This window comes from Acidimicrobiales bacterium, from assembly GCA_041394185.1.
Taxonomy (GTDB): domain Bacteria; phylum Actinomycetota; class Acidimicrobiia; order Acidimicrobiales; family Poriferisodalaceae; genus JAAETH01.
This window is the reverse complement of the sequence record JAWKIQ010000002.1, coordinates 35,571-50,388: the sequence shown is the minus strand read 5'-3', so window position 1 is coordinate 50,388 and position 14,818 is coordinate 35,571. Positions and strand designations below refer to the sequence as shown.

Genomic DNA, 14,818 nt, shown 5'->3' with positions numbered 1-14,818 from the left:
AGTGTCGCGCAGATGATGTGCCGAACGTCACTTCGGGCGACAATGGCCGTCATGAGACTCGACGAGCCACGCATCCCAGCACTCGACCCAGACGACTGCAGCGAAGAAGCTGCGGCGGTGATGCGACCGTTTCGTGACACGGGGCGGGTGCTGAACATCTTCCGCACGCTGGGCAATCATCCCGACCTGGCACGGCGGTGGATGGTGTTCGCCAACCACGTCCTGGCCAAGTCGACCCTGTCGGCACGTGATCGCGAGATCGCCATCCTGCGAATCGGTTGGCTTTGCAAGGCGGGCTACGAGTGGGGCCAGCACGTGATCATCGCCCGCCAGGCGGGCATCACCGACGAGGAGATCCGCAATATCCAGGCTGGGCGGGACGCGCCTGAATGGGGCGAGCTCGAGGCGCTGATCCTGCGTGCCACCGACGAGCTACACGAAGACGCGTTCGTGTCGGACACGACCTGGAACGCACTGTCGCACCACTACTCGACCGAACAGATGATGGATCTGGTGTTCACCGTCGGCCAGTACAACCTGGTGTCGATGGCCCTCAACTCGTTTGGGGTGCAGCCCGATCCTGGGCTGCCGGGCTGGGACGTCTAGATGGGCGAGGGCAGACTGGCGGGCAAGGTCGCCGTGGTGGTGGGAGGCGGCCAGACCCCCGGAGAAGGCATGGGCAACGGCCGGGCCACGGCCATCAGGTTTGCCCAGGAGGGCGCCACGGTCTTGGTCGTCGACAAGGACCCCAACTCGGCGGCCGAGACGGTCGAGATGATGGGGCCCGACGCAGGCGAATCGTCGGTTCTGGCGGCCGACATCACCTCGGAAGCCGACTGCGAGTCGATCGCTGCCACTGCGGTCGAGCGGTATCGCCGCATCGACGTGCTGCACAACAACGTGGGCATAGGCACAGGCGACACGTCGACGTCGAGGATGACCCCGGCGGTGTGGGATCACATCTTCGACGTCAACTTGAAGGGCGTCATGATGACCTGCACCAAGGTGCTGCCGGTGATGCGAAAGGCGGGCTCGGGAGCGATAGTCAACATCTCTTCGATAGCTGCCGTGTGCGCCGCGAACATCGTCGCGTACAAGACCTCGAAGGCCGCTCTGAACGCCTACACCCATGCCCTGGCAACCGGCAACGCCCGTTACGGCATCAGAGCCAACGCAATCATGCCCGGTCTCATGAACACGCCGATGGCCATCGAGGGTTACGTGACGGCCGGCCACGACCGCGAGCAGCTGGTGGCGCGCCGCAACGCTCAGGTGCCGCTGGGCCGCACCATGGGCGATGCGTGGGATGTGGCCAACGCGGCGCTGTTCCTGGCCTCGGACGAGGCTCGTTTCATCACCGGCGTGATCTTGCCGGTGGATGGGGGACAGTCGGCCATGATCGGGTGATCGTCGGCCGGCCTGTCAGGCGCGGTGGTAGTACTTGGGCGCCCACACGGCCAGCTTGTCCTCGCCCTTGCCGGGCATTCGCCAGGTCGACACCTGGGCGCCCGCCAGTTGCAGCGACACCAGGCCTCGAGGTTCGTCGTGGGTGTCGGTCAGGTAGGCCTCGCCAAACGATTCGGGCACGTACCTCATGGTGATGTCGCGATACAGGTCGCGCCATGCGTCGTCGTTGCCCACCTCGTGTTCGATGGTGGCCGTTCCTCTTGCGATGACCTTGCGCAGCAGGCCGCCCGACTCGTCGATGGTGCAGCACACGCCCGGGTTCTTGCGCAGATCGTCGAACCAAGCCGATCGGGCTCTGGGGGTGAACCACAGCTTGCCGTTGCGGTGGATGAACCAGATCGGCACCACACGTGGTAATCCGTCGGTGCCGACGGTTCCCAGCCTCAAGAGATGACCGGGTTCGTCCAAGAACGACTCGAGCTCCGATTGTGACAGTCCAGGCATCGGCTCAGTCTCGCGCCACCTCGTTGGCCTCGCCCGATCCGATCAGGATGCCGCCGACGACCAGCCCCGCTATTCCCATCAGCACGGTGGGGTTCCAGCTGCCGGCGGAGTCGTGGATGACCGCGCCGAAGATGGGCCCCAGGGCACCGGCCAGGCCTGCGGCGGCGCCCTGCATGCCCATCAGCAGCCCCAGATCGTCGGCGTCGAAGCGGTTGCGGGCATGTATCGCTTGCAGCGGCGAGGTGGCTCCGATGGCGGCGCCTGCGATGACGGCGAAGGCCACCCCGGCGACCAACGAACCCACGGGCAGCAGAGCCAGCCCCACAGCAGCCGACCAATAGGCGGCGCGCAGCAACGCACCCGAGCCGAATCGGTTGACGGCACGTATCAGGCCGACGCGCCCCAGTATCTGGCACAGGCCCCGAAGCCCGGCGACCACGCCGGCGGTGCCCAGCGTCAGCCCCGAGGCGGTGAGGATGGGCACTTGATAGACGATGACTGACGAGAACGCGATCCACGTCGTCACGAAGCCGATCAACATGTTGCGCACCGGTCGGCTCGCCAAGGCCTTGCGGATCGCTGCCAGGGGCTTGGGCGATGGTCCGCTGGCGCCCGTTGTCTTGCCGCCGCGCACGGCGGTGAGCCCCACCAAGGCCCCGGCAAGGCACGACGCGGCCAAAGCACGTCCCACAGAGCGCCAATGCCACGAGCTGAGCATCCAGGTGGTCAATGGGAGGTAGATGGGGCTCGAGAACGCGCCGACGATGGTCAGGCTGGCGATGGCTCGTTCGGGTTCGTTTGGCGCAGATCTGGCTGCCACCACGGTGGTCACGTGGTAGAAGCCGGTAGCACCGACGATGCCGCCGCCCAGGCCGTACGCCAAGGCGAAGGCCCACGGCTGGGTGGTCCACGTAGCGCCAAGCAACAGGCCGGCGCCCAGCGTTGCCTGAAGCCCGAAGGGCCCAGACGCCCCGACGCGGTCCAGAAGCCGGCCGCCGAAGAACGCGCCAACGGCTGTGATCGCCTGGGCGATGCCATAGGTGACGCCCAGCAGGGTCGTCGACCAGCCGGTGTCGTCTCGAATGGCGTCTATCAGAACGCCGTAGCCATACATCCACGAGCCGTAGGCGGTGATGGTGACTATGCCCAGGGCCAGTACTTCACGAGATGTACCCCTGCGTCGCGGCATCGGCGGAGTCTACGGTTGGAGCATGGATCGACCGGGACCTTCATCGACCAGATGGACCCACGTTGCCCTACGTGTCGGCGACATCGACGCAACCATCGACTGGTACCGGCGTTACACGCCACTCGAACTGTTGGCGCGGCGCTCTGACGATTATGGCCATGGTGCTTGGCTGGCCATGAGCGACCAGGTCGAGCATCCGTTCGTGCTGGTAGTGGCCGAGTTCTTCCCCGAGACCGATCCGTATCGTGCGGTGCCCAAAGCGGTTCTGGGGCCGTTTGCCCACCTGGGCTTCGAGATGCCCACCAGAGCCCAGGTCGACGAGGTCGCGGCCATCGCCCGTGCCGACGGTTGCCTGTCGTTGCCTCCGACCCAGATGCCAGACCCTGTCGGCTACATCTGCATGCTCACCGATCCAGACGGAAACACGGTCGAGTTCAGCCACGATCAGGGCGTGTACGCCGCAGCACAAGAGGTGTGGGGACAAAACGCGACGTGACTGCCGCATAGCGCTGGTAGTCGGGGTAGTGCTCTGCCAGGCGAGCCTCTTCCCACCGAGCCTTGAGATTGAAGAAGGCGATGGTGGCCAGCGCGACGGCCACGGTCGGCCAGCTTCGGCTCCGGAGCGCGATGGCCACCACCAGAGCCATGACACCCGTGTAGATGGGGTGTCGCATCCAGCGGTACAGACCGTCGCTGACCATCGAACCCCCGGCCACAGGCACCGGTGTGGCGGTGAGCGAACGCCCGAGCCGCAGAGCCGAGATCAGCATCACCGCCACCCCGACGAAGAACAACACGCCGGCCGCTGCCGACAAGGCTTGCGAACGGGGCCAATCGTTGCCTGAGGGCAAGAACACCAACGTCACCAGCAGTACGGCCTGCACAGCGACCCAGGCCCAGCCGATAGTGGTCTTGTTCACAGCATGCCCATTCAGAAGATGTTGTCGCGCGGTGTGTATGGCTCTTCCAGTGCGGCGCGCTCGTCGGCCGACAGTTCGATGTCGACGGCGGAGACAACGTCTTCGATGTGGGAGATCTTGGTGGCACCCACGATGGGGGCGGTCACGACCGGGTTGGACATGACCCAGGCCAGAGCCACCTGGGCCCGCGGCACCCCGCGAGCCTCGGCGATGTCGGCAACGCGTTCGACTATGGCCCGGTCGCGCGACTCGTCATAGCGGTTGAGGCCCCGCACATCGGACTCGGTTCGAGCCGTCTGCTCGTCCCAATCGCGGGTCAGGCGACCCCTCGCCAGCGGGCTCCAAGGGATCACGCCGATTCCCTGATCGGCACACAGCGGCATCATCTCGCGCTCTTCCTCGCGCTGCAGCAGGTTGTAGTGGTTCTGCATGCTGACGAACTTCGACCAGCCGTGCAGTTCCGAGGTGTAGAGCGCCTTGCTGAACTGCCATGCCCACATCGATGAGGCACCTATGTAGCGGACCTTGCCGGCCTTCACTACTTCGTGCAGTGCCTCCATGGTCTCCTCGATGGGAGTGTGCGGGTCCCAGCGGTGGATCTGATAGAGGTCGATGTATTCGGTGCCCAGGCGCTTCAGGCTGTGGTCGACCTGGGCCAGGATCGACTTGCGAGACAACCCCACCGCGTTTCGCCCCTGATGCATCGGGAAGAAGACCTTGGTGGCGAGGACGATTTCGTCGCGGTTGGCCATGTCGGCCAGCGCCCGCCCGACGATCTCTTCGCTGCTGCCCAACGAATAGGCGTTGGCCGTGTCGAAGAAGTTGATGCCCAATTCGAGCGCTCGCTCGATGAAAGGGCGACTGGTCTGTTCGTCCAGCGACCAGCCCTGCGTGCCCGCGGCCGGTTCGCCGAAGCTCATGCATCCGAGACAGACCTTCGAGACGTCCAGGCCCGTGTTGCCCAGCTTGGTGTATTTCATCGAACTCGCCCCCTGACGATTCGGCCTGGCATCGGCCTGGTGCCTATCTTGCACGAATGGACCAGCCGTCTACGAAAGGCCCGCTGGCCGGGGTGCGGATCCTCGATCTGACCTCGGTTGTCATGGGCCCGCTCGCCACCCAGATTCTGGGCGACATGGGGGCAGACGTCATCAGCGTCGAGGATCGTTCTGGCGATACCAACCGGTCGATGGGCCCCGCGCTGGTCGATGGCATGTCCGGCGTGGCCATGAACATCCTGCGCAACAAGCGCAGCATCGGCCTGGACATGAAACACCCGCAGGGTCGACAGGCGGTTCTGGACATCGCAGCCACGTGCGACGTGGTGGCCACCAATCTCAGGCCCGGCCCGCTCGGTCGACTGGGGTTGACCTACGACCACATCAAGGCGGTGCGGCCAGACATCGTGTTCTGCCGGGCCAATGGCTATCCCAGCGACGGTCCTGATGCCGATGCTCCGGCCTACGACGACATCATCCAATCGGGCAGCGGCATCGGCGACCTGTTCGTCCGCCTGGGCCAAGAACCGATGCTGTTGCCCACACTCGTGGCCGACAAGGTCTTGGGCCTGACCATCGCCTCGGCGATCCTCGGAGCCCTGTTCCACCGAGCGGTCACCGGACAGGGGCAGGAGGTCGAGGTTCCGATGATCGACGTGATGCGCTCGTTCGTGCTCGTCGAACACGGGGCCGGCGCCATCTTCGAACCGCCTATTTCATCGCCCGGGTATCCGCGGATATTGACCCCCAACCGCAAACCTCAACGAACCGCCGACGGCTGGATCAACGTGCTGCCCTATACCGGCGAGCACTACAAGGCGGTCTTCGAGGCAGGCGGCAGAGCCGACCTGTTGGAAGATCCGCGCATAGCCACGAGGTCGTCGAGGCACGCCAACAGCGACACCCTGTACAGCGAGCTGGCGAAGATCTTGCTGGGGCGTACCACCGACCAATGGCTCGACTTTTGCAAGACCAACGGCATTCCGGCGACCAGGGCCGCGTCGCTCGATGACCTGGTCGCACAGCTGCCTGTCGTGGAACACCCCGAGCTCGGAAGATACAGGCAGATTCCGCCGCCGATCCGCTTCGCTGCAACTCCGGCCTCGGTCAGGCGTCACGCTTCGATGCTGGGCCAAGACGGCATCGATGTGTTGTCCGAGGTCGGCTACTCCGAAGACCAGATCGGTGACCTGATGGCTGCCGATGTGCTCTTCGGATACGAAACTGCGAGAATCGAGGGGCAAGAACCGGCCTAGTCGGCCGGAGTTTGTCGCTTGGGGGTAGACGCAATGGCCGAACACGACCTGGTCATCAGGGGAGGCACTGTCATCGACGGGTCAGGCGACCAGCGCCGCACCGCCGACGTGGCAGTGAGCGATGGGGTCATAACCCATGTAGGTGAGGTGTCGGGAACCGGCCGGCGCGAGGTCAACGCAGACGGTCGCTTGGTGCAGCCGGGCTTCGTCGACATCCACACCCACTACGACGGCCAGGCCACCTGGGACAGCCAGCTGGCGCCGTCCAGTTGGCACGGAGTCACCACCGTCGTCATGGGCAACTGCGGTGTCGGGTTTGCGCCGGTCAGGCCGGCCGACCACGAGCGGCTCATCCAGCTGATGGAGGGCGTCGAGGACATTCCCGGCATTGCTCTGCACGAGGGCCTGCCCTGGACCTGGCAGAGCTTCGACGAGTATCTCGACCACCTGGGTGGTCGTCACTACGACATAGATGTCGGCGCCCAGGTTCCACACGCGGCCGTGCGTCTGAACGTCATGGGCGAGCGCGGTGCGGCCCGCGAGACCGCCACGCCAGACGACATCGCCGCAATGGCCGAGATCGTCAAGCGGGGCATCCAGGCCGGTGCTCTGGGATTCAGCACCAGCCGAACCCTCAACCACAAGTCTTCGCTGGGCGAGCCAACACCCACACTCACCGCCGAGATCGAGGAGATGGTCGGCATCGCCGAGGCCGTCGGCTCTACCGGAACCGGTGTTCTGCAACTGGTGGGCGACTTCCGCGACTTCGACGACGAGTTCCGCATCGCCAGGGCCATGGCCGCGCGATCGGGTAGGCCGATCTCGATTTCGGTCGCCCAGGCAGGGGGTCGCCCCGAACAGTGGAAGGCCCTGCTCGACTCGATGGCCGCGGCCACCGACGAGGGTGTGACGATGCGGGCCCAGGTGGGAGCCAGGGCTGTTGGCATCCTGCTGGGGCTGCAGGCCACGCTGAGCCCGTTCATGAAGTGCCCGACCTACAGGCGCCTCGCCGAGCTGCCTCTCGAAGACCGGGTCGTCGCCATGGCTGCCCCCGAGGTCAAGCAGGCGATCATCTCCGAGCTGTCCGACGATCTCGATCGCAACGTTCTGGGCGCTCGCGTGGCCCAGCGCTGGGACCTGATGTTTGCGCTCGGCGACCCGCCGCAATACGAACCCTCACCACACGACAGCGTCGAGGCCACCGCCGGACGTATGGGTGTAGAGCCGGCATCGTTGGCATATGACCTGATGCTCGAACGTGGGGGACAGGCACTGCTGTATGTGCCCTCGCTCAACTATGTCGACGGCAACCTCGATGTCGTGCGCGAACAGCTGATGCACCCTGTGGCGGTTCCGGGCCTGTCGGATGGCGGGGCTCACGTGGGCACCATCTGTGATGTCAGCTTTCCCACCACGCTGATGCAGTGGTGGGGTCGCGACCGACCGCACGGGCGCATCCCCCTGGAGACCATCGTTCACAAGCAGGCTCGGGCCACCGCCCGTGCCGTCGGCCTGAACGACCGGGGCCTGCTGGCCCCTGGCTACAAGGCCGACATCAATGTCGTCGATTTCGACTCGCTCACCCTGCACGCTCCGGTGATCGTCGGCGACCTTCCGGCGGGCGGGCGCCGGCTCCTGCAGAGGGTGACGGGTATCGACCACACCTTCGTGTCGGGTGTCGAGGTGTGTTCGAACTCCGAATCGACCGGCGAGACCCCGGGCCGTTTGGTGCGAGGTGCGCGCGGCTGAACCGGCTCAGCCTTCTCGTATCACGATGGTTGCGAAGCACATCTCGTCGTCGGTGCCGTCGGCCCACAGCACGTAGGCGGGCTCCAGGCTCGGATCTCGAAGCGATCGGTCCCAGGTGCATTCGATGCGCACCATGTCAGAAGGCGCTACGTCGATCTGTTCGACCGGGTAGTAGTTGTACTGCCAGTCGAAGTCCCATTCGGGGATGTCCAACAGCACCCGCTCGTCTGGCGTGTCGGGGTTGAGGGTCATCCGGAAGCTGGCACCCAGCTCGTGCTGGTGCCCCAGAACCGAAACGATGGTGCCGCGCTCGCGCATCGGCAGGTCGCATGCCGCCGAGGCCAGACCTTCTGTCATGTGCGCGAAGTCGGCTGGCGTCTTGCGACAGATCGCCAAAATGGTGTCTGCCAGCACCCCTTCGTCGCCGTATTTGGCAAGGGCCGCAGCCATCGCTTGATCGCGGTCGCACAGGGGGCCGGTTTCGGCCGAGCTGCACGGGATCTCGGCCGGTGCCAGGAACTCGACGATGTTCACCGGGTCGAGGTCGGCTCCTGCGTCGGCCAACTCGATCGCAAGAGACGAGAGGTCGGCGGGGGCGTCGACCTCGAAGTGATAGTGAACCTGGATCACTATGAAGTCGCCGGGCTGCATCGCCAGCCCAGACCCCTCCGGAAGGGCGGTGGGACCCTGCCCGGGCGCCCAACCCAGGAAGATTCCGCTGCCCCGAACGCCTGACCCGCCAAAGCAGGGCCACCCGCCCTGTTGGGGTGATTCGGCGTCGAGAGCCTCGGCGTCGGGGCGGGCCGAGGCCGGGAGCTTGTAGCCGATGGCGTGGTGAACGATCTCTGTCTGGTCTGGTACGAACTCGTAGGCGGTGAGCCACTGGGGCTCGGTGAACCCGGGGTCGTAGATGTAGCACCGATACTGGTCGGGCTCGTAGAGGTAGCCGTCGTAGCCGGCATCGGGAACCAGCACCATGTCGGGCTCGTCGAGGCCCACGACGCCGACCGCCGACTGGATCACGGTCTGGGGGTCGACATCGAGTTCGGCCTGCTGGGCCCACTGTCTTATGGCCTCGACCTCGTGGTCGGCCAACAGCAGTTGGTCAGAGAACTCGACGCTCAACGCGGAGGCCGGCCAGGGCGGCATTTCGCCCGTGATCACCGAGGCCGAGATGATGTCGGCGTTGGCCGCCACCTGGGCGGCGCTGTCGATGCGCATGTGGGCCGTGCCCGGGCCGTTGCCGGTGTGGCACTGGGCGCACATGGTCTCGAGCACCGGCAAAACGTGGCTGGAGAACGCCAGCTCGCCTTCTGGCACCGGTCGCTGCGAAGTCGTCGTGGACGGGGTGGTCGTTGCTGGGGCGCTGGTGGTCGACGCGACGGTCGCGGCCGGGGTCGCCTCCGAGGTGGGAGCCTCGCTGGTAGAAGCTGGCGCGGTGTCGACGGTCTGGGTGTCGGCGGGTGATGCGGCATTGTCGGGGCCGTTCGAACCGCAGGCGCCCAGCAGCCCCGCGGTGGCAACGAACATCGTCAGCATCAGTCCCCAACGCCATCTCATGCATCAGAGGATGCCAGACCAACAGTGGTGTTCCTCGGGCCTAATCGCCTACGGTGAGCGCCCGCAACCGCGCTCATGGAGGATGTCTTGGTGCGGACCTCGATGTTGAAGCCGGCAGCCGGGGTCGTGTTGGCCGGGGTTGTTTGGGCGAGCCTGACGATGGCGATGTCGGGCGCTCAAGAGCAGCCCGCCGAACAGACCACCGACGTCGCCGGAACCCAGGTGGTCGTCGCCACGAAACCCCTTGCGCCGTTCGTGTTCGTCGAGTCGGACCTGGCCGATGGCAGTGGCTTGTCGGGCTACAGCATCGATGTCTGGAACGAGCTCTCGACCAGGTTGGGCCTGGAAACGACCTGGCTGGTCGAGGACACGGTCGGCGAGATCCTCGAAGACGTTCGCATGGAACGGGCCGACGCGGCCATAGCCGGCATCTCGATGACAGCCGAGCGCGAGGCATTCCTCGATTTCGCCCACCCCTACTTCGACTCGGGTCTGCAGGTCGCCACCCAGCCCGTGGCAGACCAGAGCGCACTCTCGTCGATGCTGGGCTTGGTCACCAGCGGACCCGTTCTGCTGTTGGGCGCCGCCATGGTGGTGCTGACGCTGATCGTTGCCCATCTGGTGTGGCTCACCGAGCGCCGCCACAACCCCGAGTTCCCTCGCGAGTACAGCAAGGGGATCTCAGAAGCGCTGTGGTGGTCGACGGTGAGCGTCATCACCGGCGGTGAGGCGGTCAAGGACATCAGGCGGCCGCTGTCGCGGATCCTCGCCGTGTTCTGGATGATCGTCGGGTTCTTCCTCATCGCGTTCATCACCGCTCAAGCCGCGTCATCGCTGACCGTCAGCGAGCTGCAGAACGACATCGGCGGCCCCGAGGACCTACCCGGTCATTCGGTGGTGACCGTCGAGGGCACGGTCGCCGAGTCGTACCTCCAGTCGGTCAACATCTCGGCGTCGACCGTCGCCGATGTCGAAGCCGCCATGGGTGCGGTGGCCGAGGGTCGCTTCGATGCCGTGGTCTACGACGCGCCCGTGCTGTCGTATCTGATTCAGACCGTGTACCCCGGGCGGGTTGCCTTGGCCGGTTCGACGTTTGCGCCCGACCCCTCCGGCATCGCCCTGCAAACGGGCAGCGAGTTGCGCGAGCCGATAAACGCCGCCTTGCTCGAGATGTTTCGCGACGGAACCCTCGAGGAGTTGAACCTCAAGTGGCTGGGCGTCAGCCGCTGAAGGTCAGCGCCCACCGCCGACATCCAGCAGAGCGCCCGTCACGTACGAAGCCTGGTCTGACAACAGCCAACAGATCGTGTCGGCGACCTCGTCGGCCGTGCCAGGTCGTCGCAGCGGAATGCTGGGGGCGATGCGTTGAACGCGTCCAGCGTCTCCGCCCGACGCGTGGATGTCGGTGTCGATGATGCCCGGCCGCACGCAGTTGACCCTGATGCCGTGGGGGCCTCCCTCCGAGGCCAGGCCGATCGTCAGCGTGTCGATGGCGCCTTTGGTGGCGGCATAGTCGACGTATTCACCCGGCGAGCCGAAGCTCGACGCACGCGACCCCACGTTGACCAACACTCCGCCTCCGCCCGCCACCATGCGACCGAAGGCCTCTCGGGCCACGTACATGGCTCCAAGGACGTTGGTCTCGACCACCCGCCGCAGGCGTTCGCCGTCGAAGGTGTCGAATGTGCCCTGCTTGCCCAGGACACCCGCGTTGTTGACCACCGCATCGAGGCCGTCGAACAGGTCGTCGACCTCGGCGAACATCGCCATCACCTGCTGTTCGTCGGAGACATCGGCACCCAGCGCAACAGCGTCGGCTCCGGCGTCGACGCAGCGGGCCACGACCTCGTCGGCGGCTCCGGCGTTGGTGGCGTAGTTGACAACCACATCCCAGCCCTGCGAGGCGCAGCGCACGGCCGTTGCAGCTCCGATGCCTCGGGAGGCTCCCGTGATCAATACGACAGGGCGGCGATCGTTCATAGCGCTGCGCCTCCGAGCTCGACGTTGAGCGAAGAAGGCGAACGGTCGCTTATCGATGCCTTCCACGTGGGCTGGCCGACCATGTGCATGTCGGGGAAGCGGCGCAGTATGGCGGGCAGGGCAACCCTGGCCTCCAGCCGAGCCAGCGATGCACCCAGACAGAAGTGGTGGCCGTAGCCAAAGGTCAGGTGGGGGTTGGGGCTGCGGTCGAGCACGACCTCGTCGGGCCGATCGAACACCCTCGGGTCGCGGTTGGCTCCGATGATTCCCATGAACACGGCCTGACCCTCGTCGAGCACGTGCCCGCCACGCTCGTGGCGTTCGGCGACCATGCGCATCATGGCCTTGGCAGGCGCGTCCAACCGCAGCAGCTCCTCGATGGCAACCGACAGGTCGACGTCGCCCTCGGCTATGCGCCGGGCGGCTTCTGGGTTGTTCATCAGGGTGATCAGCGACGAGCCCAGGAACGAGGTCGTTGTGTCGTGGCCCGCGAACAGCAGCAGCGAACACGCGCCGAGAATCTCGGTGAAGTCGAGGCCTTGGTCGCCCTCGTTCTCGAGCAGCAGCGACAGCAGATTGTTCTGTGGTTCTGCCCGATACCGCTCGATCAGGCCGCCGATTTCGCGTTCCAGCTCTTCGCCGGCCTCGGCTGCTGCCTGCTCGTAGTCGGGTCGATTGACAGCACCGAACACCACCGCCCCGAACTTCTCGGACCATGCCGGCAGCCAGTGCCGTTGGTCTTCGGGCACACCGAACAGCTCGGCGATCACGGCGGCGGGTATCGGGTGGGTGAACGAGTGAACGAGGTCCGTGGCGCCGTCGCCAGCCTCTGCCTGAACGGCAGCCAGCTGGCGGTCGACGATCTCCTCGACCTGGCGGGTGAGAGTCGAAACCGCCTTGGGTGTGAACGACCGGCTGAGGGGATTGCGCAGACGGGTGTGGGTTGGCGGCTCGTGAAACAGCATCCAACCGTCGAGCAGGTCGATGGCCTTGGCCAGCACCTGGGCCCGGTGCTCGGGCAGACGCGATCGAAACGCGTCCATCCGCTCGGTCGACAAGCGGCGGTCTCTGAAGGCTTCGTCCAGTTCTGGGTGACCGGTGATGATCCAAGCTCTGTGGCGTTGGCTCCAGATCACCGGGTCGGTCTCCCTGAGCCGGTTGAAGAACCCTGGCGCGTGGTCGACCGCCTGGGGTGACAGCAGGTCGATCCCGTCTGCTAGCTCGGCGACGCTCATCGTTTCCATCCCTCGCTCGGCATCATGCGTAGTCCTCCGTCGATTCTGATCGTCGTGCCGTTGAGCATCGAGTTCTCGACGATGTGGGCTGCGAGCGCGGCGAACTCGGGAGGCCGCCCGAAGCGGGCCGGGAACGGCGTTTGGCCCGACAGGCGTTGCCCGAACTCGGGTGGCATGCCCGCGACCATGGGGGTGTCGAACGATCCGGGGGCTATGGCCACCGCCCTTATGCCCCGGCCGGCGAGGTCGCGGGCCAGGGGCAGCATCATGGCCGCCACGCCCCCTTTCGACGCCGAGTACGCAACACCGCCGTCGACGCCGTCGAAGGCCGCTATCGATGCTGTGCCGACCAGCACCCCGCGTTCTCCATCAGGGTCGAGCGGTTCGAGCTCGGCCATCGCCGCGGCCGCCAGCCGGAACAGATTGAAGGTGCCGATCAGGTTGACCTCGACGACCTTGCGGAAGGTCGCCGAGTCGTGAGGCCCCGAACGGCCGATCATGCGTTTACCCGACCCGATGCCGGCACACGCGACCACCGCGCGCGGGGCACCCAGGGTGGCGCTCAGGTGGTCGAATGCCGTGTCGATCGACTGGTCGTCTGCGACGTCGCACTGGGCAAATACGGCACCGATGTCGGCGGCCGTTGCCTGCCCGCGCTGTGCGTCTCTGTCCAGCAGCCCCACGGTTGCGCCTGCGGCGACGAAGTGCCTGGCGGTGGCTTCCCCCAGGCCCGACGCGCCGCCACTGATGAACACGGTGGTGTCACCCAGCTTCATTGTCCGGTACCTCCGTTGTCGACCAGGTCGCCTATCCGGTCGTCGTCCCAGCCCAGATCTGCCATGACCGCGGCCGTGTCGGCACCCAGACGGGGGGCCGGCATGCGCAGCGGCGAGTGGCGACCGTCGAACATGATGGGGTCACGTACCCAGTGATAGGCCCCTTCGGTGGGGTGCTCGCCATCTTGGATCAGCCCCACCGCCTTGAAGTGTTCGTCTTCGCCGATGCGCTCGAGCTCGATGACCTCGGCCGCAGGAATCGAATTGGCCGCGCAGAACTCCATCCAGTCGGCGGTGGTGCGGGTGGCGACGATCTCGCCGGCGAGGCTGTACAACGCGTCAGAGTTCTCCACACGACCGGCCGATGTCGCGAAGCGCTCGTCTGCGATCAGGTCGGGCCGGCCGCCGTAGGCCCAGAACGCCTCCCAGTTGGCTCGGCTGTACGGCAACACCACAACCCATCCATCGAGGGTGCGGCGCGGCCGACGGTTCGGGGTGCGGATGCGGCCATAGCTGAACCCGCCGAACGGTGGTTCGAACGTCTGGCCACCCATGTGTTCGACGAGGTTGAACGCAGCCATGGTCTCGGCCATCGGAACCTCGATGCTGGTGCCCTGGCCGGTCACCGCTCGGCCGTGCAGAGCGGCTGCGATGGCGAATGCGATGTGAACTCCGGTGACCTTGTCGGCATAGATGCTGGGAACCAGCTGTGGTTCGCCCACGGTCCACTGGAATATCGACGCCAGCCCCGAGGCAGCCTGCATGATGTCGTCGTAGGCCGCGTGACCGGCCCTGGGCCCGTCGCTGCCATAGCCATTGGCCACGCAGTAGATGATGTCTGGCCTGATCGCGCGCACCGAGGCTTCGTCCAGCCCCAAACGGCCCAGGGCCGAGCGTCTCATGTTGGTTACGAATACGTCGCCCGAGACGATCAGATCGGTCATCGCCTGACGGCCGATGTCTGACTTGAGGTCGAGGACGATGCTGCGCTTGTTGCGGTTCAGGTTGATGCTGAAGGCGCTCATGCCCTCGTTGCGCATGGGTGGGTAGGTGCGAATGACGTCACCACCCGGCTCTTCGACGCGGATGACGTCGGCGCCCATGTCTGCCAACATCCGGGTGGCCAAAGGGCCCATGACCACGTTGGTGAGGTCTATGACGCGTACTCCGGCCAGCGGGCCGGCGCTTGGATCAGGTTCTGACATCGATCCGAGATGCTACGCAACACGGCGCAGACGGATTCA

15 protein-coding genes are annotated in these 14,818 nt (G+C 65.8%); 6 read left to right on the top strand and 9 right to left on the bottom strand.

The features are described from left to right. The first annotated feature begins 51 nt into the window (after nucleotides 1-51). Together R2770_07740 and R2770_07735 are read left to right on the top strand one after the other, a co-directional pair. Nucleotides 52-606 (top strand): carboxymuconolactone decarboxylase family protein, encoded by a 555-nt coding sequence (locus tag R2770_07740; protein ID MEZ5280351.1) that lies wholly within the window; start codon nucleotides 52-54, stop codon nucleotides 604-606. Further along, a complete protein-coding gene (locus tag R2770_07735) occupies nucleotides 607-1,407 on the top strand; it encodes an SDR family NAD(P)-dependent oxidoreductase (protein MEZ5280350.1) in 801 nt (266 codons plus the stop codon). 15 nt (nucleotides 1,408-1,422) lie between these two features. Here the strand turns inward: R2770_07735 and R2770_07730 are convergent, their stop codons facing one another. Together R2770_07730 and R2770_07725 are read right to left on the bottom strand one after the other, a co-directional pair. Beyond that, the gene (locus R2770_07730) at nucleotides 1,423-1,911 is read right to left on the bottom strand and encodes a pyridoxamine 5'-phosphate oxidase family protein (protein MEZ5280349.1); all 489 of its coding nucleotides are present in this window, start codon (nucleotides 1,909-1,911) and stop codon (nucleotides 1,423-1,425) included. 4 nt (nucleotides 1,912-1,915) lie between these two features. Beyond that, nucleotides 1,916-3,100: an MFS transporter gene (locus R2770_07725; protein ID MEZ5280348.1), complete on the bottom strand. Its 1,185-nt coding sequence runs from the start codon at nucleotides 3,098-3,100 to the stop codon at nucleotides 1,916-1,918. Nucleotides 3,101-3,122: 22 nt separating this feature from the next. Between R2770_07725 and R2770_07720 the strand changes: the two genes are divergently transcribed. Beyond that, on the top strand, nucleotides 3,123-3,596 hold the full coding sequence (locus R2770_07720) for a VOC family protein (GenBank protein MEZ5280347.1): 474 nt from the start codon (nucleotides 3,123-3,125) through the stop codon (nucleotides 3,594-3,596). On the opposite strand, the gene R2770_07715 is transcribed toward R2770_07720, so the two are convergent. Continuing rightward, nucleotides 3,535-4,020 (bottom strand): isoprenylcysteine carboxylmethyltransferase family protein, encoded by a 486-nt coding sequence (locus R2770_07715; protein MEZ5280346.1) that lies wholly within the window; start codon nucleotides 4,018-4,020, stop codon nucleotides 3,535-3,537. The genes R2770_07720 and R2770_07715 overlap by 62 nt on opposite strands. A gap of 11 nt (nucleotides 4,021-4,031) precedes the next feature. Next, nucleotides 4,032-5,000 (bottom strand): aldo/keto reductase, encoded by a 969-nt coding sequence (locus tag R2770_07710; protein MEZ5280345.1) that lies wholly within the window; start codon nucleotides 4,998-5,000, stop codon nucleotides 4,032-4,034. Between the two features lie 56 nt (nucleotides 5,001-5,056). Between R2770_07710 and R2770_07705 the strand changes: the two genes are divergently transcribed. After that, complete coding sequence (locus R2770_07705; protein ID MEZ5280344.1) at nucleotides 5,057-6,274, top strand: CoA transferase; 1,218 nt, start codon at nucleotides 5,057-5,059, stop codon at nucleotides 6,272-6,274. A 33-nt stretch (nucleotides 6,275-6,307) separates the two neighbouring features. After that, complete coding sequence (locus tag R2770_07700) at nucleotides 6,308-8,023, top strand: amidohydrolase family protein (protein ID MEZ5280343.1); 1,716 nt, start codon at nucleotides 6,308-6,310, stop codon at nucleotides 8,021-8,023. A gap of 6 nt (nucleotides 8,024-8,029) precedes the next feature. Here R2770_07700 and R2770_07695 read toward each other — a convergent pair whose 3' ends face one another. Next, complete coding sequence (locus R2770_07695; protein MEZ5280342.1) at nucleotides 8,030-9,583, bottom strand: hypothetical protein; 1,554 nt, start codon at nucleotides 9,581-9,583, stop codon at nucleotides 8,030-8,032. A gap of 90 nt (nucleotides 9,584-9,673) precedes the next feature. Here R2770_07695 and R2770_07690 point away from each other — a divergent pair, with 90 nt between their 5' ends. After that, entirely contained in the window at nucleotides 9,674-10,813 is a 1,140-nt protein-coding gene (locus R2770_07690) for a transporter substrate-binding domain-containing protein (protein MEZ5280341.1), read from the top strand. A gap of 3 nt (nucleotides 10,814-10,816) precedes the next feature. Here the strand turns inward: R2770_07690 and R2770_07685 are convergent, their stop codons facing one another. Genes R2770_07685 through R2770_07670 form a run of 4 tightly spaced genes read right to left on the bottom strand, consistent with a single transcriptional unit; the run spans nucleotide 10,817 to nucleotide 14,779 of the window. Continuing rightward, nucleotides 10,817-11,563: an SDR family oxidoreductase gene (locus tag R2770_07685; GenBank protein ID MEZ5280340.1), complete on the bottom strand. Its 747-nt coding sequence runs from the start codon at nucleotides 11,561-11,563 to the stop codon at nucleotides 10,817-10,819. Beyond that, nucleotides 11,560-12,798, bottom strand: coding sequence for a cytochrome P450 (locus tag R2770_07680; protein MEZ5280339.1), 1,239 nt, complete (start codon nucleotides 12,796-12,798; stop codon nucleotides 11,560-11,562). The genes R2770_07685 and R2770_07680 overlap by 4 nt, the downstream gene beginning before the upstream one ends. Then, nucleotides 12,795-13,574 carry an SDR family oxidoreductase gene (locus R2770_07675; protein MEZ5280338.1) on the bottom strand — a complete coding sequence of 260 codons (780 nt, stop codon included), beginning with the start codon at nucleotides 13,572-13,574 and terminating at the stop codon, nucleotides 12,795-12,797. Before R2770_07675 ends, R2770_07680 begins: the two co-directional genes overlap by 4 nt. Beyond that, nucleotides 13,571-14,779, bottom strand: a complete 1,209-nt coding sequence (locus tag R2770_07670; protein MEZ5280337.1) for a CoA transferase — start codon at nucleotides 14,777-14,779, stop codon at nucleotides 13,571-13,573. The genes R2770_07675 and R2770_07670 overlap by 4 nt, the downstream gene beginning before the upstream one ends. Nucleotides 14,780-14,818 lie beyond the last annotated feature (39 nt).